Raw genomic sequence first — 21,700 nt, forward strand, 5'->3', positions numbered from 1 at the left:
GCGCTCAGTCGAAGACCGCGGCACTGACCCCGCTGGGCCCCTCGTACTCCCGGTCGTCGATCTTGTCCAGTGCGTCGAGGACCTCCTTGTCGCCGCCCTTGGCGTGCTCGAGGATCTGCTGCTTCGTGGCCGGGTAGTCCATGCCCTTGAGGGCCTTCTGGATGTCGATGGGGCTGACCATGGCCCCGGCCTACCCGCGTCCACCGCGGCCGATGCGCGGATACCGTCGGGGAGTGCGTGCCGCGACGATCGCCGGGCTGCTCGCCGACCCCACCCGCCTCAAGGTCGTCGCCGCCCTCGCCCTGGGTGCCGGCACGCTGGAGGAGGTCGCCGAGGCCACCGGGCTGCCCCTCAAGGACGTCGCCCTGGCCGCGCGACGGCTGGGCCGGGCGGGCCTGGTCCGCCGCGACCGGCACGAGCTCGAGCTGCTGACCGAGCAGTTCGGCGTCGCGGCGCGCGCCGCCGCCGAGGCCGCTCCGCCGCCCGAGCCGCTGTCCGACGACCCCGCCGAGGACGCGGTCCTGTCGGCGTTCGTCCGCGACGGCCGGCTGGTGTCCATCCCGGCGCAGCAGACCAAACGACGCATCGTCCTGGAGCACCTGGTGCGGGTCTTCGACGCCGGCATCCGCTACCCCGAGCGCGAGGTCAACGCGCTGCTGGCGGTCTGGCACCCGGACACCGCCGCGCTGCGCCGGCATCTGGTCGACGAGGGCCTGCTCACCCGCGAGGCCGGCCTGTACTGGCGCAGCGGCGGCTGGGTCGACGTCTGAGGCGGGTCGAGTGGTGACCTGTCGTCGTCTCCGGGTCCAGGAGTCGACGGCGACTCGCCACTTGACGCCCGCAGCGACTCGGTGGCCCGGACGGTGGCGGGCCCCGAACCGGGTGAGGCGTTCCCGCGGGAACGCCTCGGGCCGTTGACCTGCGGAATCGTCGTCCCCCTGCCCTAGCATCCGAACAGGCGTTCGACGAGGAGGGTGGTGTCGTTGTCGGAGGACGGCGTGGGTGGTGAGCTGTCGCTGGAGGAGCTGGCGCGGCGGATCACCAGCGGGGCGGTGCGGCTGGCGGCGGCCACCGCGGCGTGGCTGGTGCTGGTGGCGGAGTTCGACCGCCGGGAGGGCTGGGGTGCGGTCGGCATCCGCTCGTGCGCGCAGTGGCTGGCCTGGCAGTGCGGCCTGTCCCCGGGCGCGGCGCGCGAGCACGTGCGGGTGGCGCGCGCGCTGACCGCCCTGCCGGCGACGACGGCGGCCTTCGCCGCCGGGCGGCTGTCCTACGCCAAGGTGCGGGCGCTGACCCGGGTGGCCGAACCCGACACCGAGCCCGCGCTGCTGGAGCTGGCGTACGAGCTCACCGCGTCACAGCTGGAGCGGGTGGTCCGGGAGTGGCGGCGGTCCGACGCCGTCGATGACGCGACGGTGCCCGCCAAGCAGCGGTTCGACCACTGGTGGGACGACGACGGGATGCTGCACGTGCGGCTGTGCTTGGCCGCCGAGGAGGGCGCGGCGTTCCTGGCCGGCGTGGACTCGGTGGCCGAGCGCTCCGCCCGCCGGGAACGCGCCGCGGTCAAGCAGGACGCTGCAGGCGTCCCCGACGGCGAGAAGTGCGACGAGGACGACGACGTAGCCAACGCCCGGGACCGGAGCACCGCGCGGCGCTGCGCCGCGGTCGCCCAGCTGGTCTCCGCCGCAGCCGAGGCCGACCGGCGGGCTGGGGACCCACCGCGCCGCGAGGTGGTGGTGCACGCCGACGCCGCGGTGCTCGCCGAGGACGCCGCCGCCGGCCGGGCGCACATCGAGGGCGGTCCGGCGCTGCACCCCGCGCAGGTGCGGCGGATGCTGTGCGAGGCCACGGTGGTGACCATGCTGGAACGCGGCCGCGAGCCGCTGGCCGTCGGCCGCGCCCGGCGCTTCGCCACCCGGGCCCAGCGTCGGGCGCTGTACCGGCGCGACGGTGGCTGCGCCCGGCTGGGCTGCGCGGAGACCCGCATCGAGCGGCTGCACGCCCACCACATGCGGCACTGGCTGCACGGCGGGCCGACCGACGTCGCGAACATGGTGCTGCTCTGCGACGTCGACCACGGCCTGGCCCACGACCTGGACCTGATCATGTCCCGCCGCGACGGGCGGCTGGTGATCACCGCGCCTGACGGCCGCTGGGTGTGGGGCACCGCCGACGCCGCCTTCACGCGGGGTTGGCGGGCCAGCCGACCGGGACACACGACGCGGTGTTCGCCGGCGTCCACCCCATGGACACCGCCATCGGCCGCCGCCCGGAGGCAGCGCCTGTGCCGGCGGCATCACCGGCCGCCGACACCCCTGCTGAGGCCGCGGGCGCGACGGCACCGACCGCGTCGATCACCCGGCTGCTCTTCCCCGACCGGGAACCGGACCTGCCCGACGCGATGCACGTCAACGGCGAGCCGATGGACCTGGCCTACGTGGTCGGCGTCCTGCTCGGTAACCGCGACCTCGAACGCCGCCTGGCCGCCGAGAACGCCGGCAGCACCGGGAGGCTGGTCGCCGTGGCTTGACTGGGGGCCCACCGGACGTTCCCGCGGGAACGCCGACGAGTGCCGAACGGTGACTGTCCACGCACCGGAGTCCGAGAAGCGATGACGCGTGGGTGGCCGATTCCACCCCGGGGGATGTGCGCCCACTCCAGGCGGACGATGCCCGGTTCGGTCGAGTACGGCTGCATCAGCCACTCACGTGGGTCCGGAGGTCGGTGACCACGCCCCCGCCCGCACCCTGCTCGGGCCGTCGGTCGCCTTCGTGCTCATCCGTGCCCGAGTCGACCAGCGCGAGATCCTGCTGCACATCCGGGCCACCGATCCGGCCAGATCGCCGAAACAGACGGGGCAGATCGTGGTCGCCGCGCGCTGCCTCACCGCCTACGACCACTGACCCCCGAACTAACCACCTAGCCGAGCCGGACGGTGCCGTCGGTGTCGACCGACCAGCCCGGGTTGTGCGCGACCTCCCAGACGACGCCGTTGGGGTCGGCCACCAGCGCGTGGAAGACCCCGCCGAAGGCGCCCTCCTCCGGTGCGGTGAGCACCGTGCCCCCGGCCGCCGACATCGCGTCGACGACCGCGCGGACGGCGTCCCGGTCGGCCACGTTGTGCGCCAGCGTCACGCCCGAGACGACCGGCCGGTCGGGACCGCGGCCGAGGTCCTGGGCGAACTTCCCCGCCTCGAAGAAGGCCAGCACCGTGCCCGGGGCGATCTGGAAGAAAACGATCTCGCCGGGGAGGTCGAGCAGCGGGCGCCAGCCCAGCCCGTCGGCGTAGAAGCGGCGGGCGGCGTCGAGGTCGGCGGTCGCCAGGGTGGTGAAGTGGACCTGCTGCTCCACGGCGTCTCCTCGGTCCATCAATAGCCGGGGCCGAGCTGGCCGACGGCCTCCAGCAGCCGCCGCAGGCTCTCCAGCCGCTCCCGGCGGGCGGGCGGGCCGGCGTCGGCCCAGGCGTCCAGTGCGCAGTCGGGGTCCTCGGCCGTGTGCCCGCAGCCGGGCGGGCAGTCCACCGCGGCCTCGGCGACGTCGTCGAACGCCGCGACGACGTCCTCGCCGGTCACGTGCGCCAGGCCGAAGGAGCGGATGCCGGGGGTGTCGATGACGGTGCCGCCTCCGGGCAGGTCGAGCAGCACCGCCGAGGACGACGTGTGCCGGCCCTTGCCGACCTTGCTGACGTCGCCGGTGGCCCGGAAGGCGTCGGGCACCAGCCGGTTGACCAGCGTGGACTTGCCGACGCCGGACTGCCCGACCAGCACGCTCATCCGCCCGTGCAGCCGCTCCAGCAGCGCGTCCAGCGGCGCCTCCCGCGACATCGGGACGGCGTCGACGTCGAGGCCGGCGTAGCGGTCGAGCAGCGGCTGCGGGCTGGCCAGGTCGGTCTTGGTGAGGCAGAGCAGCGGCTCGAGCCCCCCGGCGTAGGCGGCCACCACGCAGCGGTCGAGGAAGCCCAGCGCCGGGTCGGGGTCGGTGACCGAGGTGACCACGACCAGCTGGTCGGCGTTGGCCACCACCACCCGCTCGGTGGGGTCGGTGTCGTCGGCGGTGCGGCGCAGGGACGTCTTCCGGTCCTCGATGACGACGATGCGGGCCAGCGAGTCGGTGCGCCCGCTGGTGTCCCCGACCAGCCGCACCCGGTCGCCGACGACGACCCCGTGCTTGCCGAGCTCGCGGGCGCGCATCGCGGTGACCTCGACCGGGGCGCCGTCCGGACCCTCGATCCGCACCGTCATCCGGCCGCGGTCGACGGCGACCACCAGGCCCGGGACGGCGTCGGAGTGGGTCGGCCTCGTGCGGGTGCGCGGCCGGGAGCCGCGCCGGCTGGGCCGGACCCGGACGTCGTCCTCGTCCGACCGGGAGTCGTGCTTGCGGCCGCTCAGCGCTCGACCCCCAGCATCCCGTTCCACCTGTCCACGAAGTCCGGCAGCGTCTTGGTCACCGCACCGGGGTCGCGCACCTCGACGCCCTCGACGGCGAGGCCCAGCACGGCGGCGGCGTGCACCATCCGGTGGTCGGCGTAGCTGCCCACCTGCGCTGCCCGGTGCGGGCCGGGCGAGATGACCAGGCCGTCGGGCAGTTGCTCGACGGAGGCGCCGACGGCCGTCAGCACCTCGTCCAGCGCCTGCAGCCGGTCGGTCTCGTGGCCGCGCAGGTGCCCCACGCCGGTCAACCGGGAGGTCCCGTCGGCCAGCGCGCAGAGGGCGGCCAGCACCGGTGTCAGCTCACCCACCTCGCCGAGGTCCGCGACCAGCGGCCGGACCGTTCCGCTCCCGGTGACCCGCAGCCCCTCGCCGGTGCGCTCGACGTGCGCCCCCATCGCGCCCAGCAGCGCGTCCAGCCGGCCGCCGGGCTGGGTCGTCCGCGCGGGCCAGTCGCGGACGGTCACCCGCCCGCCGGTCACCAGCGCAGCCGCGAGGAAGGGAGCCGCGTTGGACAGGTCTGGTTCGAGCACCTCGTCGCGCGCGGCGACCGGGCCGGGGGGGACCCGCCAGCCCCTCCCGGTGCGGACGACGTCGACGCCCCGCTCGCGCAGCGACTCGACGGTCATCTCCACGTGCGGCATCGACGGCACCCATCCGGCGAGGGCGAGGTCGACCCCCTCGTCGAAGCGGGGCGCGGCCAGCAGCAGCCCGGAGACGATCTGCGAGGACTCGCTCGCGGCGACGGTGACCGCGCCGCCGCGCACCCGCCCGGTGCCGTGCACGGTGAACGGCGCCCGGCCGCGGCCGCCGTCGTCCACCGGCACGCCGAGGCTCCGCAGCGCCGCGATGAGCCCGGCGTTGGGACGCTCGTGCAGCCGCGGGTCGCCGTCCACCCGCACCGGGCCGTCGGCCAGCGCGGCGACCGGCGGCAGGAAGCGCAGCACGGTGCCGGCCAGGCCGGCGTCGACCTCGGCCGGGCCGCGCAGCGGGCCGGGGGTGACGACCCAGTCCCCGCCGTCGTCGTCGACACCCACGCCCAGGGCCCGCAGCGCCGCCGCCATGAGGTCGGTGTCCCGGGCGCGCAGCGGCCGGACCAGCCGGCCCGGGCCGTCGGCCAGCGCGGCCAGGACCAGTGCCCGGGCGGTCAGCGACTTGGACCCGGGCAGCGCCACGACCGCGTCCACCGGGGTGGCGCGGTGCGGCGTCGTCCAGACCTGGCTCACGCAGACCATCCTGCACGCACCGCACCGCCGACGTGGCCCCTGCAAGGACCCCGTCCTCCTCACCCCTCGCAGGCTCGCGGTGAACCTCGGGACGGGGCCGGACCGGGACGGGGTCCTTCGTCAGCCCCCGACCGGGCGGTCGGCCTTCTTCACCGGCACCGTGCGGACCAGCCGCCGGTTGGCGAACTCGAACATCGCCAGCTCGGAGAGCTCGCGGCCGTAGCCCGACCGCTTGATCCCGCCGAAGGGCAGTTCGGGGGAGGAGCCGGTCGGCTGGTTGATCCACACCATGCCGGCCTCGAGCCGCTCGGCCACCGCGCGCGCGCGGTCGAGGTCGCTGCTCATGACGGTGGCGCCCAGACCGAAGTCGCTGTCGTTGGCCAGTGCGACGGCCTCGTCGGCGTCCTTGACCTTGTAGACGACGGCCGCGGGGCCGAAGAGCTCCTCGCGGAAGGCCCGCATCTCCGGGGTCACGTCGGTGAGGATGGTGGCCTCCACGAAGGCGCCCGGGTGCTCGGGCCGCTTGCCGCCGGCGACCACGGTGGCGCCCTTGTCGACGGCGTCCTGGATCTGCGCGTGCAGGTCCTGCGCCGCCCGCTCCGAGGACAGCGGCGCCAGCGACGTCGACGGGTCGGCCGGGTCGCCGGGGGAGAAGGTGGAGAACGCCTGCTTGAGGCCCTCGACGAAGGGCTCGTAGAGCTCCTCGGTCACGATCAGCCGCTTCGACGCGGTGCACGCCTGACCGGTGTTCTGCATCCGGCCCATGGTGGCGGCCTTGACCGTGGCGCCCAGGTCCTCGGCGTCGAGCACGATGAACGGGTCGCTGCCGCCCAGCTCCAGCACCGACTTCTTCAGGTACTTGCCGGCCAGGGCGCCCACGGCGCTGCCGGCCCGCTCGCTGCCGGTCAGGGTGACGCCCTGGATGCGCGGGTCGGCGATGACCTGCTCGACGTCGGCGATGCGCAGGAAGGTGTTGGTGAACACGCCCTCGGGAGCGCCGGCGTCGGCGAACAGCTGCTCGATGGCCACCGCGCACTGCGGGGTGATCTCGGCGTGCTTGAGGATGACGGTGTTGCCCAGCACCAGGTTCGGGCCGGCCACCCGGACGACCTGGTAGAAGGGGTAGTTCCACGGCTCGATGGCCAGCAGGACGCCGATCGGCCGGGTCTCGACGACGGCCTCGCCCTTGCCCATCAGCGGCTGGATCGGCTGGGGCTCGAGGAAGCCCGGGCCGTTGTCGGCGTAGTACTTGAGGATCATCGAGCACAGGTAGAGCTCGCCCGTGGCCTCCTCCCGGCGCTTGCCCATCTCGGTGGTGATGAGGGCGGCGAGGTCATCGCGGCGCTCGTCCATGAGCTCCGCGGCCCGCCGGACGACGGCGGCGCGGTCCTCGACCGGGCGCTGCTGCCACTCCTGGTAGGCGGCGTGCGCCCGCTCGATGATCCCGTCGATCTCCTCGGTCGGGGTGAAGTCGAACTGCTGCTCCGTCTCGCCGGTGAAGGGGTTGACCGTCGCGTAGCGGCGCTCGCCGGACTCGCTGGCGGTCTTGGGGTGTTCGGTCGGTGGGTTCTGGGTCGCGGTCACGTGCGTGATCCTCGTCTCCCGGGCATCGGGACGTCGACCCGGCCTCCCCGTCTCCCACCGCCGGGAACCGTCCCCGGCCCGGCCTACAGTCGCAGGGAACCGCATCAGCCGGCCCGACCGGGAGGTACCACCGTGTGTGGCCGCTACGCCGCCAGCCGCCGTCCCGAGGACCTCGTCCTGGAGTTCGAGGCGGTCCCGGCCGAGGGGCAGTCCCCGCTGCCGGCCGACTACAACGTCGCCCCGACCAAGGACGTGTACGTCGTCCGGCAGAAGAAGGAGCGCGACGCCGAGGGCGCGCCTACCGGCGCCACGCACCGCGAGCTGCGCGCCGTCCGCTGGGGCCTCGTGCCCTCCTGGGCCAAGGACGCGTCGATCGGCAGCCGGATGCTCAACGCCCGCGTCGAGTCACTGGCCGAGAAGCCGGCCTTCCGCCGGGCCGCCCGCTCGCGGCGCTGCCTGGTGCCGGCCGACGGCTGGTACGAGTGGGCGAAGAAGCTCGACGGTCCCGGCAAGCAGCCCTACTACATGACCCCGCGGGACGGCTCGGTGCTCGCCTTCGCCGGCCTGTGGGAGGTCTGGGGTGAGGGCGACGACCGGCTGTACACCTGCACGGTCATCACCGAGCCGGCCGTCGGAGCGCTCACCGAGATCCACGACCGGATGCCGTTGGTGCTGCCCCGCGACCGCTGGGCCGACTGGCTCGACCCGGCCCGGGAGGACGTCGCCGAGCTGGCCGCGCCGACCCCGCCGGAGCTGGTGGAGGGCCTGGAACTGCGGCCGGTGAGCCCTGCGGTCAACAGCGTGAAGCACAACGGCGTCGAGCTGACCGCCCACGTCGAGTCGGTCGCCGCCCCGGCCGACCAGCCCGCGCTCTTCTGAGGTGGCCAGCACCGACGAGGCCCTGACCGCGACCGGGGACCGGACCCGCGCGGCCGCGCTGCCCGACTGGGTGGCCGCCGCCGTCACCTTCCTGTCCTCCGGTGCCGTGCTGGTGCTCGAGATCGCCGGGCTGCGGCTGATCGCCCCCTACGTCGGGATCACCCTGCAGACCAACACCGCGATCATCGGCTTCGCGCTGGCCGCCATCGCCGTCGGGGCGTGGACGGGCGGCGCGCTGGCCGACCGCACCGATCCGCGCCGGCTGATCGCGCCGCTGCTGGTCGCCGGTGGCGCCCTGGTCGTCGCCGTGCTGCCGCTGGTGCGCTTCGCCGGATCGGTGCTGACCGGCGCCGACGCCGGCAGCGTGCTGCTGCTGGCCGCGGTCGCCGTCGTGATCCCCGCGGCACTGCTGTCCGCGGTGCCGCCCATGGTGGTCAAGCTGCAGCTGGCCAGCCTCGCCGAGACCGGCTCGGTGGTCGGCCGGCTGTCGGGCATCGGCACCCTCGGCGGCATCGCCGCCACCTTCCTCACCGGCTTCCTGCTGGTCGCGGTCTTCCCGACCAGCGGCATCCTCGTCGGCACCGGGCTGGTCACCGTGCTCGCCGGCGTGGCGGTCGGGGTGCTGCTGCGGCGGCGGACCGGCGGCGCCGCCGGGCGGGTGCCGGCGGCGCTGCTCCTGCTGACCGTGGTCGGCTCGCTGCTCGCCGCCATCGCGCCCAGCCAGTGCCAGGCCGAGACCGCCTACCACTGCGCGCGGGTGGTCGCCGACCCCGACCGCGACAGCGGCCGGGTCCTGGTCCTGGACACGCTGCGGCACTCCTACGTCGACCTGGCCGACCCCACGTACCTGGAGTTCGACTACGTCCGGGCGATCGCGGCGGTGACCGACGCGATGGCCCCGGCGGGCGAGCCGCTGTCGGCGCTGCACCTCGGCGGCGGCGGGGCGACCGTCCCGCGCTACCTCGCCGCGGTCCGCCCGGGCACCTCCAGCCTGGTCGTCGAGGTCGACCCCGGCGTCGTGGAGATGGACCGCGAGCAGCTCGGGCTGACCGAGACCGACGGGCTGCGGGTCGAGGTCGCCGACGCCCGGGTCGGGCTGGACCAGGAGGCGGCGGGGGAGCGCGACCTCGTCGTGGGCGACGCGTTCGGCGGGCTCTCGGTGCCCTGGCAGCTGACCACCGTGGAGGCCCTGGGGCTGGTCGACCGCGCGCTCACCGACGACGGCCTCTACGTCGCCAACCTCATCGACAACCCGCCGCTGGGCTTCGCCCGCGCGGAGCTCGCCACCCTGCAGGCGGTCTTCCCGCACGTCGCGCTGCTGGCCCGGGACGCCGTCCTGGCGGGGGAGGACGGCGGCAACGTGGTCGTGCTGGCCTCCCGGGAGCCGCTCCCGCTCGACGCGGTCGGCGCCGCGCTGCGCGGCCAGGACCTCGACTGGCGGGTGGCCTCCGGCGCGGAGCTCGTGGAGTTCGTCGGCGACGCGGAGGTGCTCACCGACGACCACGCGCCGGTCGACCAGCTGCTCACCCCCTACGCCGCGCCCGGCAGCTGAGGCCCAGGGCCGGCCACGCACCTGGGCTGCACCGCTGCGGTGATCACGGAGCTGCGGTGCCCACACGCCCACGGCGGACGGCGCGTCGCCACCGCAGGTCCATGACCGTCCGGGGCAGCGGGTGTCGGGGCTTCCTCAGCGGCTGATCGCGGCGGTGCGTGCCCGGGTCAGCCGCACCAGGTCCGCCGGCGCCAGCTCCACCTGCAGGCCGCGCCGTCCGGCGCTGACCAGCACGGTGGCGAAGTCCAGCGCCGACTCGTCGACGACCGTCGGCAGCGCCTTGCGCTGGCCGAGCGGGCTGATGCCGCCGAGCACGTAGCCGGTGGTGCGCTCGGCGTCGGCCGGGTCGGCCATCGCGGCCTTCCGCCCGCCGGCGGCCGCGGCGAGCGCCTTGAGGTCCAGGCTGCCGGCCACCGGGACGACCGCGACGGTGAGCGCGCCGTCGACCCGGGCGACCAGCGTCTTGAACACCTGCCGCGGGTCGGCGCCGAGCGCGGCCACCGCCGCCTCACCGTGCCCCTGGTCGGCAGGGTGCTCGGGGTCGTACGGGTGCAGGCTGTGGGCCACCCGGGCCCGTTCGAGAGCCCGCACCGCCGGGGTCGCCGCCACGGCGCCGCAGCCTAGTTGTGACGGCCGCATCCCCGGCCACGGGGAATGGGGACCGCAGCCCGCACGGTTGGACCCGGCGTGAGCAGCACCCTCTCCACCAGCGCCCGCCAGCGCCCCGCGCTCCGGCGGCCCCCGGGCCGGCCCGGGGCCGCGCGGCTAGGATCGTCGGAGGCGGTGGCTCGCGTCCGGGCGCCGCAGAGAGGACGGTCGGTGCCTGAGCAGTCCGCGGACCGCACGCCCGAGACCACGACCACCGATGCCGTCGAGGGGACCTCGCCGGTCGAGGTGCCCGAGGCGCGCGAGGGCGGCAGCCGCACGGAGGTCGACGAGACCCGTGCCGAGCGCGACGCCCGCTTCGAGCGCGACGCGCTGCCCTACCTCGACCAGCTCTACCCGGCGGCCCTGCGGATGACCCGCAACCCGGCCGACGCCGAGGACCTGGTCCAGGAGACGTTCGTGAAGGCCTACTCGGCCTTCCACCAGTTCGCCGAGGGCACCAACCTCAAGGCCTGGCTGTACCGGATCCTGACCAACACCTACATCAACAGCTACCGCAAGAAGCAGCGACAGCCGCAGCAGTACCCGACCGACCAGGTGCAGGACTGGCAGCTGTACGCCGCCGAGGAGCACAGCTCCAGCGGCCTGCGCTCGGCCGAGATCGAGGCGCTGGACCACCTGCCGGACTCCGACATCAAGGAGGCCCTCCAGCAGCTGCCGGAGGACTTCCGCCTGGCGGTCTACCTCGCCGACGTCGAGGGGTTCGCCTACAAGGAGATCGCCGAGATCATGGGCACGCCCATCGGCACGGTGATGTCCCGCCTGCACCGCGGCCGCCGCGGGCTGCAGAAGCTGCTGGCCGACTACGCCCGGGAGCGCGGCTTCGTCCGGGCCGGTGCCGGGGAGGAGGCGAGCCGGTCATGACCGACGACGACCGTGGCGCAGGCGAGCCGATCGAGATCCACTCCTGCGACGACGTCCTCTCCCACGTCTTCGAGTTCCTCGACCACGAGACCGGCGACGAGCGGCGCGCCCTCATCGCCGAGCACCTCGAGGACTGCTCCTCGTGCCTGCGCGAGTTCGGCATCGAGCAGGAGTTCAAGGCCCTGGTCCGCCGCCGCTGCGGGGGCGACACCCCGCCGCCGGGGCTGCGGGACCGGATCAAGCTGCAGCTGACCAGCGTCGCCTTCGAGGAGGACGGCACCCAGGTCAGCGTCGAGCGGATCAGCGTGGAGCGCACCGAGGACCGCCCCGCCACCGCCTGAAGCATCACCCTTCCCCCCACGCCTCGTGGCAGGACCCCGTCCTCCGCACCCTCCCCACGCTCAGGGTGGGGACTGCGACGGGGTCAGTGGCCTCCTCGAGGGGTGACCTGGACGCCAGAGGCCCAGAACCCGCCGCCGGGTTCTGGGCCTCTCGCGTCCGGCCCCGCTGCAGGGTCCCGCCGCGAGCCTGCGAGTGGCGGGGGCAGAGGGGTGCGTGCTCAGGCGTTGGGGCGCTTGCCGTGGTTGGCCTTGTTCCCCTTGCGGGAGCGCCGCTTGCGTCCACGCTTGGACATCGCTGCCCTCCTTCCCTCGTCGCTGATCCGGGCCCGCTGTGCAGGCCCCTGGACACCTCCGGGTGACCCGGAGCGCGTGTGGTGCTGCGACCCCGCGGAGACCCGTCAGGCTGGACCCCCAGCTTCTCACGGGCCCGTGCGGTACCGCCCCCCTGTGGCGGTCCGGCGGGGCGACGGGTCAGGCTGGGAGCGGCACGACACTGAAGTCGGTGGAAGGCGGTTCAGGACGTGGCACACGTCGGGATCGAGAGCGTGCTGGTGGCGGGCCGAGGGCCGGCTGCCTGCGCGGTGGTGGCGGCCTGCTCCCGCCTGGAGGTGAAGACGGTCGCCGTCCACTCCGAGGCCGACCGCTCCGCCCGTCACGTGCGGCTGGCCGACGACGCGATCCTGCTCGGTCCGGCACCGGCCGCGGAGTCCTACCTGGCCGTGGACCGCATCGTCGAGGCCGCTCGCCGCAGCGGTGTGCAGGCCGTCCTCCCGGTGCCCCCGGCACTGGCCGGCAACGCCCGGCTGGCCGGCGCGGTGGTGGCCGCCGACCTCACCTGGGTGGGTCCCGCTGCCGCGGTGCTCGAGCGGCTCGGTGGGGACGGCGTCGAGCCGGCCAGCGAGCGCGGGTTCCTGGCCCTGGTCACGGACGGCGAGCTGCGCTGCACGACGCCGGTGTCCCGCGACCGCGCGGCCGGCATCGCCCGGGTCTCCTGGACCCCGGACGAGCCGTTCGAGCTGCCTCCGGCGGCCAAGCGGCTGCCGGAGATCGGCTGGCGCGGTCTGGTCACCGTCGGCATCGCCCCCGACGGCGAGCTCGCCGAGGTGGCGGCCGGCTTCTCCCTCGACACGACGGTGCTGGAGCGGGCGTACGGCGTGGACGCCGTCGAGCTCGCGCTGCGCAGCGCCGCGGGCACCTCGACTGCCGATGCCGGGACGGGCGCTCCGCCGCGGCGGGCGGTGACCGTCCAGCTGCGGTCCACCCTGCCGCCGGGGCAGGGCGGCCGGGTCACCGGCCGGCTGCCGCGGTCCGGCCGGCCCGCCGGCGGCGCGCGCGGCGTCGACGTGGTGGCGGTGAGCGGCTACGAGCCCGGGGACCGGCTGGACCGCTGGTACGACGCGCTGCTGGCGACCATCAGCGCCGGGGCCCGGGACACCGTCACGGCGGCCCGCGCCGTCAGGGACGTGCTCAACGCCGTGCCGGAGGTCGGCGTGCCGCACGACGGCCCCCAGGTGTGCGCGGTGCTCGAGCGGCTGGCGTCCGGCAGCCCCGCCGAGGCCTGACGCGCGTGCCCGGGACGAGAAGCGTGCCAGGATGGGCGGCAGGTCGGTCGAGGAGGTGCTGGTGGTCGAGGAGATCCACGCCGAGATGGTGTCGAGCGTGTGGAAGGTCCTCGTGCAACCGGGCAGCGAGGTGGCGGCCGGCGACACCCTGGTGATCCTCGAGTCGATGAAGATGGAGATCCCCGTCCTCACCGAGCAGGCGGGCACCGTCCGCGAGCTGCACGTCGTCGAGGGCGAGGTGCTCCAGGAGGGCGACCTCATCGCCACCGTCGACGGTTGACGGACCCCCGCCACGCGGAGGAGGACCCCGTCCCGCCCACCTCTCGCACACTCGGACCGAGCCTCCGGACGGAGCCGGCGAGACCCTGCAGGGGGCCGGACGGGGCGGGACGGGGCCGTCTCAGAGGTCGAGGGCGTACACCAGCAGGTCGATGCCGGGCACAGGCTGCCAGTCGCGCTCCGGCAGCCGGGTGAACCCCAGCCGCTCGTAGAGGCGCTGCGCCGTCGTCATCCGCCGGTCGGTGGACAGGACCATGCGCCGCTTCCCGGCCGCACGCGCCCGCTCCAGGCAGGCGGTCACCAGCAGCTCGCCGATGCCGCGGCCCTGCACGGCCGGGTCGACGACGAGCATCCGGAACGCCGCCTCGTCGTCGGACTCGGTGACCTCGCCGAAGTCGCCCTCGAGCACCAGCGCCACGCTGCCGACCACGCGACCCCCGTCGTCCCGCACGACGAGCAGCTCGGCCCGGTCGGCCCGCCCGGCGACGTCGCGCAGCTGCTCGCCGTAAGCGGCGGAGGCCAGCCCGCCGCCCACGTAGACGTCGGAGGTCAGCTGCCCGATCCGCGGGAAGTCGTCGGGACGGGCGCCGTCGACGGTCAGGGCCGGTGCGTCGGGGGACGAGGGCACGGCGACGAGCCTAGGAGGACCCCTCCTCCCACCCCTCGTCCAGGCGGCCCTCCGGCAGGGGCCCGCCGCGAGCTCGCGAGTGGTGGGGGGCAGGAGGGCCGCCTCTCATACCCTCGGAGCCACCATGAACAGCCTCTCCGAACGCCTCACCCGCGGCGCGGCCTCGGCGCCGGCCCAGGTCGACCACGCCCGCCGGCTGGTCGCCGACTGGCAACTGCTCGCCGACCTGTCGTTCGCCGACCTGACGCTGTGGGTCCCGCTGCGCACCGGCACGTGGTGGTGCGTCGCGCAGGTGCGTCCGCTCACCGCACCCACCAGCCAGCCCGAGGACCTCGTGGGCTCGGAGGTGGAGGGGCCGGCTGCCGGGCCGTTCCTGGTCGCGCACCGGGAGGGTCGCCCGGTGACCGAGGGGGAGCCGGACTGGTCGGGCAGCACCCCGCGGCGCCGGGAGGTCGTCCCGGTGCGCCACGACGGCGTCGTCGTCGCCGTCCTGGCGCGGGACACCAACCTGGCGGTGACCCGGTCGCCGTCCACCCTGGAACTGACCTACCTCGACATCGCCGCCGACCTGTGCCTCATGGTCTCGGCCGGCACCTTCCCACCGCAGAAGCCGCTCGACGGCGAGCTGAGCCCTCGGGTGGGGGACGGGCTGGTGCGGCTGGACGCCGACGGGCGCGCGGTCTACGCCAGCCCCAACGCGCTGTCGGCCTACCGCCGTCTGGGGGTCACCGGGGACGTCGTCGGCGCCGACCTGGCCCGCATGACCCGGGACGCCGCGGCCGACCGGGTGGCCGGCGAGACGGTCGCGGCCGGCATCCGGGCCGCGGTGGCGGGGCGGTTCCCCGATCCGATGGACGTCGAGAGCGTGGCGGCGACCCTGCTCGTGCGGGCGCTGCCGCTGCAGGCACCCGGCGCCGAGGAGGGCGCGCTGGTGCTGGTGCGGGACGTCACCGACCTGCGCCGGCGGGACCGCGCGCTGCTGACCAAGGACGCCACCATCCGGGAGATCCACCACCGGGTGAAGAACAACCTGCAGACGGTGGCCGCGCTGCTGCGGCTGCAGGCCCGCCGGATGACCGAGCCCGCGGCCCGCGAGGCGCTGGAGGAGTCGGTGCGGCGGGTGTCGTCGATCGCGGTGGTGCACGAGACGCTGGCCGGCAGCCGCGAGGACGTGGTGGACGTCGACGACGTCCTCGATCGGGTGCTGCCGATGCTCGGCGACCTGACCTCGGTGGGTCCGGCGGCGCGGACCCGGCGGGTCGGGCAGTTCGGCGAGCTGCCGGCGGTGGCCGCCACTCCGCTGGTGCTGGTGGTCACCGAGCTGCTGCACAACGCCGCCGAGCACGCCTTCCCCGACGGCAGCCCGGGCAGCATCGAGCTGGTGGCCGATCGGGACGGGGACGACCTGGTGGTCCGGGTGCGGGACGACGGGCGCGGAGTGCCCGAGGACTTCGACCTCTCGACCAGCGCCGGCCTGGGGCTGCAGATCGTGCGCACGCTGGTCACCAGCGAGCTGGGCGGCAGCCTCACCATGACCAGCCCGCCGTCCCACTCCGGCGACACCGGCACCGGCACCGAGGTGGCCATCACCCTGCCTGGCGCGGGGAGGCTCCGCAGGTAGGCCGCCGGCCGTCGCGTTGCGGTGCGACCCCGCCGACCCCACCGACGCAACGAGGCCGGTCCGGAGAACTCCGGACCGGCCTCGTGGCGGTGCAGTGGTGCGGTGTGCTCAGGCGGTGCGAACGCGAGTGCGGGCCTGACGCCGCTTGAGAGCGCGCCGCTCGTCCTCCGACAGCCCACCCCAGACGCCGGAGTCCTGCCCCGAGCGCAGTGCCCAGTCCAGGCACGACTCGGTGACGGGGCAGCGGCGGCACACACCCTTGGCCTGCTCGATCTGCACGAGGGCGGGGCCGGTCGTCCCGATGGGGAAGAACAGCTCCGGGTCCTCGTCGCGGCAGAGCGCGCGGTGGCGCCAGTCCATGGCCGTGTTCTCCTCGATGTCGTCTACGGTGTGGTGCAGTCGTCGCCGGCCTCGGACCGATCCGCAGGCCGGCACCGGGGTGGCCAGCGCCATGGCACAGCGACTTCGTGCATTTGTTACCGATAGGTTGCTTTCCTCCCGCGATGTTTTCACGGCGAGGGCACCTGTCAAGCAGAACGAGGGCATCGGTCGAGCCCTCGTGAGCAAGCTCACCATGGGCATGGTAGAGCCGCCACTCGACCAGACGGTCGCCCCGCGTGCTGCGTTGACGACCGCCTCGCCCCGTGCGCGAAGCCGCAGGTCACGCGCGAGGTACCGGAACCGTGTGGTTCCCGGGCGTCACGCGACGACGGTCAGCGCGGACGGCACGCTGCGCACCCGCAGTCCGGTCGCCGTCCCGAGGTGGTCGCCGTCGAGCTGCCACCCCTGCGGACGGCGCGCGGTGAGGGTCAGCTCGGCCTGGTCGTGCCAGCGGTGCACCCCCTCGCCGCGGACGTCGGGCCGCGCGGCGAACACCTCGCGCACGTGCTGGAGCATCCGGGCGATGCCGGTCCGGCCCAGCGCGAACACGTCCAGGCCGGTGTCGAAGGAGGCGTCCGGGGTCGGGTTGACCGCCCGGGCGCCCAGGTAGGTCCACGGCGAGACGTTGGAGACCAGGCACAGGAACAACCCGTCGATGGCGGGCTCGCCGGCCAGCTCGATCGACATCGGCGGGTCCCGGCGTTCGCGCCCGAACACGAAGGTGCCCGTGGCCTCCAGCACGTAGAGCAGGCCGGTGGAGCGGACGCCGCGGGCGCGGTGGGCCTCCACCCGGCCGATGACGTCGGCGTCGAAGCCCAGGCCGGCGGAGAAGGCGAACCAGCGCGGTTCGCCCCACTCGGGGTGCGCCGCGGCCCCCGCATCGGCCGCGGACTGCGCCAGCTTCGGGTCGGGCAGCCGGGCCGGCGCCGTGGTGGCGCCGCGGGCGCTGGCCGTGCCCAGCGAGATCCGCCGGGTGCGCCCGGCGCGCAGCGAGTCGAGGACCTCGCGGGTGGCGGCCAGCGGCTCCCGGGCGCGACCGAGCGCGCGGGAGAAGACGTTCGTCGAGCCACCGGGCACCACGGCCAGCGGCGGGACGTGCTCGCCGGGCCCGTCGTGCAGCAGGCCGTTCACCACCTCGTTGACCGTGCCGTCGCCGCCGAGCGCGAGGACGACGTCGGCCCCCTCGACGCACGCCTTGCGGGCCAGTTCGCTGCCGTGCCCCCGGTGCGTGGTCTCGGCGACCTCGACCTGCAGCTCGCCGGCGAGGGTGGTGAGCACGCGGTCGCGGACGCCGCGGTTGGTCGTCGTCGCCGCGGGGTTGGCCACCACGAGCGCGCGCATGACAGCCAGGCTAGTCAGCGACGTGACTCCTCCCGGCGCTGGCGTGCCGCGGCTGCGCGGTCGGGGCCGGGCCTCCGGGACGCCGTCCCGCCGGTGCACCGGCGCGTACCCTCCCGGTCGTGACCGAGCAGTCCGGAGCCAGGCCGCCGCGGGACCGACGGCGGGCGGAGCGGCTGCTCGGCGGGGCCGCCGAGCCGGCGGCCCCGCGCCCGGGGCGGCAGCACCCGGCCGCCCCGCCGGCGGTGCGCCGTGCTGCCCTGGTCGCCGGCCTGGAGGCCGCGGCGCTGGCCGCGGTCTCCCTCTGGCTGCTCGTGCTGACGATCACCTCCACCCCCGACAGCCTCTCCCGCGCCGTGGCCGAGGTCGTGCTGGTCGGTCTCGGGGCCGCCCTGCTGGGCGCTGCCGCTGCCGGGCTGGCGCGGGTCGCGCAGTGGACGCGTGCCCCGGTCGTCACGATGCAGTTGTTCCTGGGGCTCTTCGGCTTCTACTCGGCGTCCGCCGGGGCGCCGCTGATCGGCGTCCCGGTCCTGGCGCTGGCGGTCACCGAGCTCTACCTGCTCGCCACCCCCGAGGCCCGGCTGGCGTTCCTCGAGCACTGAAGAAGGACCGGCAGGAGCCCGTCGGCCCCGTCCAGAGGCTCACCGCGCGGCCCCGTCCCGGGTCCCGCCCCGAGCCCGCGAGGGGTGGGGAGGACGGGGTCCTGCCACGGTGAGGAGGACGGGGTCCTCGTTCAGACGAGGTCGACGACGTCGGCGATCGAGTCGAGCACCCGGCCCGGCCGGAACGGGAAGCGCGCCACGTCCGAGGCCCGGGTCGAGCCGGTGAGCACCAGGATGGTGTCCAGGCCGGCCTCGATGCCGGCGACGACGTCGGTGTCCATCCGGTCGCCGATCATCACCGTCGACTCCGAGTGCGCCTCGATCCGGTTCATGGCGCTGCGGAACATCATCGGGTTGGGCTTGCCCACGAAGTAGGGCTCGGAGCCGGTGGCGCGGGTGATCATCGCCGCGACCGACCCGGTCGCCGGCAGCGGGCCTTCGGGGGAGGGACCGGTGACGTCGGGGTTGGTCGCGATGAAGCGCGCCCCGGCGCCGATCAGCCGGATGGCCCGCGTGATGGCCTCGAACGAGTACGTGCGGGTCTCACCGAGGACGACGTAGTCCGGCTCGGTGTCGGTGAGCGTGTAGCCGGCCTCGTACAGCGCGGTGGTGAGGCCGGCCTCGCCGATGACGTAGGCCGAGCCGTTCGGCAGCTGGGTGGCGAGGAAGTCCGCGGTCGCCAGCGCCGAGGTCCAGATCGACGCCTCGGGCACCTGCAGGCCCGACCGCGCCAGCCGCGCGGAGAGGTCCCGCGGCGTGAAGATCGAGTTGTTGGTGAGGACCAGGAACCGCCGGCCCGCAGCGACCAGGCGGTCGAGGAAGTCGGCGGCGCCGGGCAGCGCCAGCCCCTCGTGCACCAGGACGCCGTCCATGTCGGTCAGCCAGCACTCCGCCGGCTTGCGGTCGGTCGTCATCCGTCGTCCTCCGGTCCGGGGCGGGTCGGCTCAGCCGCGGCGGTCGGCCGCGAAGTCGGTCAGAGCGTCGTCGGTGAGCCGGTAGACCGTCCACTCGTCCATCGGCACGGCACCCGCGGCCTCGTAGAACTCGATCGAGGGGGTGTTCCAGTCCAGCACCGACCACTCCAGCCGGCCGTACCCGCGCTGCACGCACAGGCCGGCCAGCGTGCGCAGCAGCTCCCGGCCCAGCCCGCGGCCGCGGTGTGCGGGCTGGACGTAGAGGTCCTCGAGGTGGATGCCGTGGGTGCCGCGCCAGGTGGAGAAGGTGAGGAACCACAGCGCCGTCCCGACGACCGCCGCGTCGCCGGCCACCGCGACGTGGCCGAAGACCTTCGGGTCGTCGCCGAAGAGCGCCGCGGTCAGCTGCTCCTCGGTGAGCTGCACCTCGTGTGCGGCCTTCTCGTACTCGGCCAGCTCACGGACCAGGCCCACCACGGCGGGGACGTCGTCGGGCCGGATGGGCCGCACGGTCACGGATCCTCCTCGCCGACGCTCGCCGGACCCGTGCCCGACGGTGCTCTGCCCTCCGCGTGAGCCCGCAGGCTCACGTGAGCAACTCCTTGACACGGGCCGGCACCAGCCGGCCCAGGGGCGAGAACACCGGCACGAGGACCGGCGCCAGCAGGTAGCCGTAGGCCAGCACGCAGCCGGTCACGACCGGCACGAGGGCGAAGCCGACGACGACGGCCAGCGCCGCGGCGATCAGCCCGTACGGCCGCCCGCTCTTGGGGCTGACCAGCGAGCGGAACGAGCGGAAGCGGACCGTGCTGACCATCAGCAGCGCCGGGACGGCGAGGATGAGCAGCACCCACAGCCGCTCCCGGCCCTGCATCTGGTCGCCGAACGCGAAGACCGAGGCGAGCACGACGCCGGCGGCACCCGGGCTCGGCATGCCGGTGAAGTACCGCTTGTCCGCGGTCGGGTCGATGGTGGTGTTGAACCGCGCCAGCCGGATCGCCGCGCAGGCCACCCACAGGCCGCAGGCCACCCAGCCCAGCGGGTCCCAGGCGTCGCGGCCCTCGGAGAACAGCGTGAAGGCGACCAGCGCCGGGGCCAGCCCGAAGGAGACCAGGTCGGCCAGCGAGTCGAACTGCAGGCCGAAGGGGGTCACCGCGCCGACCAGCCGGGCGACGGCGCCGTCGGCGATGTCGAAGACCACCGAGAGCCCGACCAGGACGGCGGCGAGCGTGTACTGACCGCGGATGGAGACCAGGATCGCGACGAAGCCGCACATCATGTTGGCCAGCGTGAACAGGCTGGGCAGGGTCGCCAGCGCCCGCCGGCGGGTGCCGCGCACCGACCCGCGGACGAACTCGACGGTCGCTGTCCGCCGGGTCGGCGGGAGGCGGGCGCCGGAGGGGGAGCTGGGCACCGGGAGCCTCCTCAGCCGGCGGCGGACCAGCGGGCGATGACGGTCTCGCCGCCACGCACCCGCTGGCCCACCCGGACGAGCACCGCGCAGTCCCGGGGGACGAAGACGTCCATCCGGGAGCCGAACTTCATCAGCCCCATCCGCTCGCCGGTCGCCAGCTCCTGGCCCACGCCGGTGCGGGTGACGATGCGGCGGGCGAGCACGCCGACGATCTGCCGGAACACCACGGTGCGGGGGGCGGGGCCGTCGGTGTCGCGCAGCCACAGCTCGCTGCGCTCGTTCCGGTGCGCCGACTCCTTGCGGTAGGCGGCCAGGAAGCTGCCTCTGCGGTGGGAGCTCTCCACGACCTCACCGTGGTACGGCGAGCGGTTGACGTGCACGTCGACGACGGACAGGAACACGCTGACCTGCTGCCAGCCACCCTCGGGGGCGGGTTCCGGGGCGACGCCATCCTGCGGCTCGCCCGCCACCATCACCACGCCGTCGGCGGGGGAGAGGACGTCGTCGGCGGCCGGCGGCTCGACGTCGCAACGCCGGTCCGGGTCGCGGAAGAACAGCGCCATGTAGGCCGCCAGGAGGGCGAAGGGCCAGGCGGCGAGCCGCAGGCCGCGCCGGCTGCCGGCCCGCCCGGCCGCAGCCAGGACGGCGGCGGGTGCCAGGGGCCCGGTGATGAAGGGCCACCCGGCCGGATCGATACGCATCGAGGTCAGACGGTACCGGGGAGCAGTCACCCCCTACGACCGGTCGCCGCCCTCGCGAGGACGGCGACCGGACGGCCCAGGTCAGGCCGGGACCGAGCCGATGTTCACCAGCCAGCGCAGGCCGTAGCGGTCGGTCACCTGGCCGAAGGTGTCGCCCCACACCTGCTTCTCCAGCGGGACGTCGACCTCGCCGCCCTCGGCCAGCGCCTCGAACCAGCGGGTCAGCGTGGGCTCGTCGTCCCCGGACAGCGACAGCGAGACGCGGTCGGGGCCGGCGGCGTCGGGGTCGTGGCCGTCGGAGGCCATCAGCTCGAGGCCGTCGCCGGTGCGCAGGAACGCGTGCATGACGCCGTCGTCGGGGTACTCGCCGCCGCCCCCGCCGGCATCGCCGAAGGTCATCACGTCGAGCTGCCCGCCGAGGACGGAGCGGTAGAACTCCATCGCCTCACGGGCGTTGCCGGAGAAGTGCAGATAGGGGTTGAGGCGAGCGGCCATCAGGTCTCCTGGGTGTGCGGACGTTCGGTGTCAGCACGGCAGACCGCCCGGCCCCACCGAACTCATCGCCCGGGGACGACGAACGGCCGGCGAGCGGAGCGCTCACCGGCCGTTCGCCGTGCTGTGCGAGAGGCCTCAGCCTGGATCCACCGCTGACGATAGGAGCGCATTCCGGGAGCGGCCTTTGGCGCGCCGGTGACCTGCGCGGATGCTCTTTCCGGCGCCCTTT

Annotated in this window: 26 protein-coding genes; 11 read left to right on the plus strand and 15 right to left on the minus strand. The window is 74.8% G+C overall.

The features are described from left to right. Positions 1-4: 4 nt before the first annotated feature. Positions 5-181: a DUF2795 domain-containing protein gene (locus BUB17_RS11370; protein ID WP_072918029.1), complete on the minus strand. Its 177-nt coding sequence runs from the start codon at positions 179-181 to the stop codon at positions 5-7. Between the two features lie 52 nt (positions 182-233). Here BUB17_RS11370 and BUB17_RS11375 point away from each other — a divergent pair, with 52 nt between their 5' ends. The 3 genes from BUB17_RS11375 to BUB17_RS11385 all read left to right on the plus strand — a co-directional run bounded on the left by BUB17_RS11375 (position 234) and on the right by BUB17_RS11385 (position 2,900). Beyond that, positions 234-770, plus strand: a complete 537-nt coding sequence (locus tag BUB17_RS11375) for a DUF2087 domain-containing protein (RefSeq protein WP_083606267.1) — start codon at positions 234-236, stop codon at positions 768-770. A 207-nt stretch (positions 771-977) separates the two neighbouring features. Further along, positions 978-2,612, plus strand: a complete 1,635-nt coding sequence (locus tag BUB17_RS11380) for an HNH endonuclease signature motif containing protein (RefSeq protein WP_072918030.1) — start codon at positions 978-980, stop codon at positions 2,610-2,612. Positions 2,613-2,705: 93 nt separating this feature from the next. Next, entirely contained in the window at positions 2,706-2,900 is a 195-nt protein-coding gene (locus BUB17_RS11385) for a hypothetical protein (protein WP_072918032.1), read from the plus strand. A gap of 16 nt (positions 2,901-2,916) precedes the next feature. On the opposite strand, the gene BUB17_RS11390 is transcribed toward BUB17_RS11385, so the two are convergent. From BUB17_RS11390 to BUB17_RS11405, 4 genes are all read right to left on the minus strand, one after another. Then, positions 2,917-3,348, minus strand: coding sequence for a VOC family protein (locus BUB17_RS11390; protein WP_072918034.1), 432 nt, complete (start codon positions 3,346-3,348; stop codon positions 2,917-2,919). Positions 3,349-3,365: 17 nt separating this feature from the next. Next, entirely contained in the window at positions 3,366-4,412 is a 1,047-nt protein-coding gene (gene rsgA / locus BUB17_RS11395; RefSeq protein WP_072918036.1) for a ribosome small subunit-dependent GTPase A, read from the minus strand. Then, complete coding sequence (aroA, locus tag BUB17_RS11400) at positions 4,382-5,650, minus strand: 3-phosphoshikimate 1-carboxyvinyltransferase (protein WP_208983373.1); 1,269 nt, start codon at positions 5,648-5,650, stop codon at positions 4,382-4,384. The genes rsgA and aroA overlap by 31 nt, the downstream gene beginning before the upstream one ends. Positions 5,651-5,770: 120 nt before the next feature. Next, positions 5,771-7,234: an NAD-dependent succinate-semialdehyde dehydrogenase gene (locus tag BUB17_RS11405; protein ID WP_072918039.1), complete on the minus strand. Its 1,464-nt coding sequence runs from the start codon at positions 7,232-7,234 to the stop codon at positions 5,771-5,773. 132 nt (positions 7,235-7,366) lie between these two features. Between BUB17_RS11405 and BUB17_RS11410 the strand changes: the two genes are divergently transcribed. Together BUB17_RS11410 and BUB17_RS11415 are read left to right on the plus strand one after the other, a co-directional pair. Then, positions 7,367-8,113: an SOS response-associated peptidase gene (locus BUB17_RS11410; protein ID WP_072918041.1), complete on the plus strand. Its 747-nt coding sequence runs from the start codon at positions 7,367-7,369 to the stop codon at positions 8,111-8,113. 1 nt (position 8,114) lies between these two features. After that, positions 8,115-9,665, plus strand: a complete 1,551-nt coding sequence (locus BUB17_RS11415; RefSeq protein ID WP_072918043.1) for a fused MFS/spermidine synthase — start codon at positions 8,115-8,117, stop codon at positions 9,663-9,665. Between the two features lie 135 nt (positions 9,666-9,800). Here BUB17_RS11415 and ybaK read toward each other — a convergent pair whose 3' ends face one another. After that, positions 9,801-10,274, minus strand: a complete 474-nt coding sequence (gene ybaK, locus BUB17_RS11420; protein WP_208983374.1) for a Cys-tRNA(Pro) deacylase — start codon at positions 10,272-10,274, stop codon at positions 9,801-9,803. 210 nt (positions 10,275-10,484) lie between these two features. Here ybaK and BUB17_RS11425 point away from each other — a divergent pair, with 210 nt between their 5' ends. Further along, positions 10,485-11,195 (plus strand): sigma-70 family RNA polymerase sigma factor, encoded by a 711-nt coding sequence (locus BUB17_RS11425; protein ID WP_072918046.1) that lies wholly within the window; start codon positions 10,485-10,487, stop codon positions 11,193-11,195. Then, positions 11,192-11,536: a mycothiol system anti-sigma-R factor gene (rsrA, locus tag BUB17_RS11430; RefSeq protein ID WP_072918048.1), complete on the plus strand. Its 345-nt coding sequence runs from the start codon at positions 11,192-11,194 to the stop codon at positions 11,534-11,536. The genes BUB17_RS11425 and rsrA overlap by 4 nt, the downstream gene beginning before the upstream one ends. Positions 11,537-11,754: 218 nt before the next feature. On the opposite strand, the gene BUB17_RS28555 is transcribed toward rsrA, so the two are convergent. Then, positions 11,755-11,829, minus strand: a complete 75-nt coding sequence (locus tag BUB17_RS28555; protein WP_014377707.1) for a 50S ribosomal protein bL37 — start codon at positions 11,827-11,829, stop codon at positions 11,755-11,757. A 228-nt stretch (positions 11,830-12,057) separates the two neighbouring features. On the opposite strand from BUB17_RS28555, the gene BUB17_RS11435 reads away from it, so the two are divergent. Together BUB17_RS11435 and BUB17_RS11440 are read left to right on the plus strand one after the other, a co-directional pair. Continuing rightward, positions 12,058-13,098, plus strand: coding sequence for a biotin carboxylase N-terminal domain-containing protein (locus BUB17_RS11435; protein ID WP_072918049.1), 1,041 nt, complete (start codon positions 12,058-12,060; stop codon positions 13,096-13,098). Positions 13,099-13,129: 31 nt separating this feature from the next. Continuing rightward, positions 13,130-13,378 carry a biotin/lipoyl-binding carrier protein gene (locus tag BUB17_RS11440; RefSeq protein WP_244277162.1) on the plus strand — a complete coding sequence of 83 codons (249 nt, stop codon included), beginning with the start codon at positions 13,130-13,132 and terminating at the stop codon, positions 13,376-13,378. 120 nt (positions 13,379-13,498) lie between these two features. Here BUB17_RS11440 and BUB17_RS11445 read toward each other — a convergent pair whose 3' ends face one another. Further along, a complete protein-coding gene (locus tag BUB17_RS11445) occupies positions 13,499-14,005 on the minus strand; it encodes a GNAT family N-acetyltransferase (RefSeq protein ID WP_083606268.1) in 507 nt (168 codons plus the stop codon). Between the two features lie 124 nt (positions 14,006-14,129). On the opposite strand from BUB17_RS11445, the gene BUB17_RS11450 reads away from it, so the two are divergent. Continuing rightward, positions 14,130-15,626, plus strand: a complete 1,497-nt coding sequence (locus BUB17_RS11450; RefSeq protein WP_072918051.1) for a sensor histidine kinase — start codon at positions 14,130-14,132, stop codon at positions 15,624-15,626. Positions 15,627-15,734: 108 nt separating this feature from the next. Here the strand turns inward: BUB17_RS11450 and BUB17_RS11455 are convergent, their stop codons facing one another. Together BUB17_RS11455 and BUB17_RS11460 are read right to left on the minus strand one after the other, a co-directional pair. Next, positions 15,735-15,986, minus strand: coding sequence for a WhiB family transcriptional regulator (locus BUB17_RS11455; protein ID WP_072918112.1), 252 nt, complete (start codon positions 15,984-15,986; stop codon positions 15,735-15,737). 339 nt (positions 15,987-16,325) lie between these two features. Then, positions 16,326-17,348, minus strand: coding sequence for a diacylglycerol/lipid kinase family protein (locus tag BUB17_RS11460; protein ID WP_072918052.1), 1,023 nt, complete (start codon positions 17,346-17,348; stop codon positions 16,326-16,328). A gap of 119 nt (positions 17,349-17,467) precedes the next feature. Here BUB17_RS11460 and BUB17_RS11465 point away from each other — a divergent pair, with 119 nt between their 5' ends. Then, on the plus strand, positions 17,468-17,947 hold the full coding sequence (locus BUB17_RS11465; RefSeq protein WP_072918054.1) for a hypothetical protein: 480 nt from the start codon (positions 17,468-17,470) through the stop codon (positions 17,945-17,947). A gap of 131 nt (positions 17,948-18,078) precedes the next feature. Here the strand turns inward: BUB17_RS11465 and BUB17_RS11470 are convergent, their stop codons facing one another. From BUB17_RS11470 to BUB17_RS11490, 5 genes are all read right to left on the minus strand, one after another. Next, a complete protein-coding gene (locus BUB17_RS11470) occupies positions 18,079-18,861 on the minus strand; it encodes an HAD-IIA family hydrolase (RefSeq protein WP_072918056.1) in 783 nt (260 codons plus the stop codon). 30 nt (positions 18,862-18,891) lie between these two features. Next, positions 18,892-19,377 carry a GNAT family N-acetyltransferase gene (locus BUB17_RS11475; RefSeq protein WP_072918058.1) on the minus strand — a complete coding sequence of 162 codons (486 nt, stop codon included), beginning with the start codon at positions 19,375-19,377 and terminating at the stop codon, positions 18,892-18,894. 70 nt (positions 19,378-19,447) lie between these two features. Further along, positions 19,448-20,275, minus strand: coding sequence for a CDP-diacylglycerol--serine O-phosphatidyltransferase (pssA, locus tag BUB17_RS11480; RefSeq protein ID WP_072918059.1), 828 nt, complete (start codon positions 20,273-20,275; stop codon positions 19,448-19,450). Between the two features lie 11 nt (positions 20,276-20,286). Beyond that, positions 20,287-20,976 (minus strand): phosphatidylserine decarboxylase, encoded by a 690-nt coding sequence (locus BUB17_RS11485; protein WP_072918061.1) that lies wholly within the window; start codon positions 20,974-20,976, stop codon positions 20,287-20,289. An 81-nt stretch (positions 20,977-21,057) separates the two neighbouring features. Continuing rightward, the gene (locus BUB17_RS11490) at positions 21,058-21,471 is read right to left on the minus strand and encodes a VOC family protein (protein WP_072918062.1); all 414 of its coding nucleotides are present in this window, start codon (positions 21,469-21,471) and stop codon (positions 21,058-21,060) included. Positions 21,472-21,700: the final 229 nt, after the last annotated feature.

The sequence above is a fragment of the Geodermatophilus obscurus genome (genome assembly GCF_900143215.1).
Taxonomy (GTDB): Bacteria; Actinomycetota; Actinomycetes; order Mycobacteriales; family Geodermatophilaceae; genus Geodermatophilus; species Geodermatophilus obscurus_A.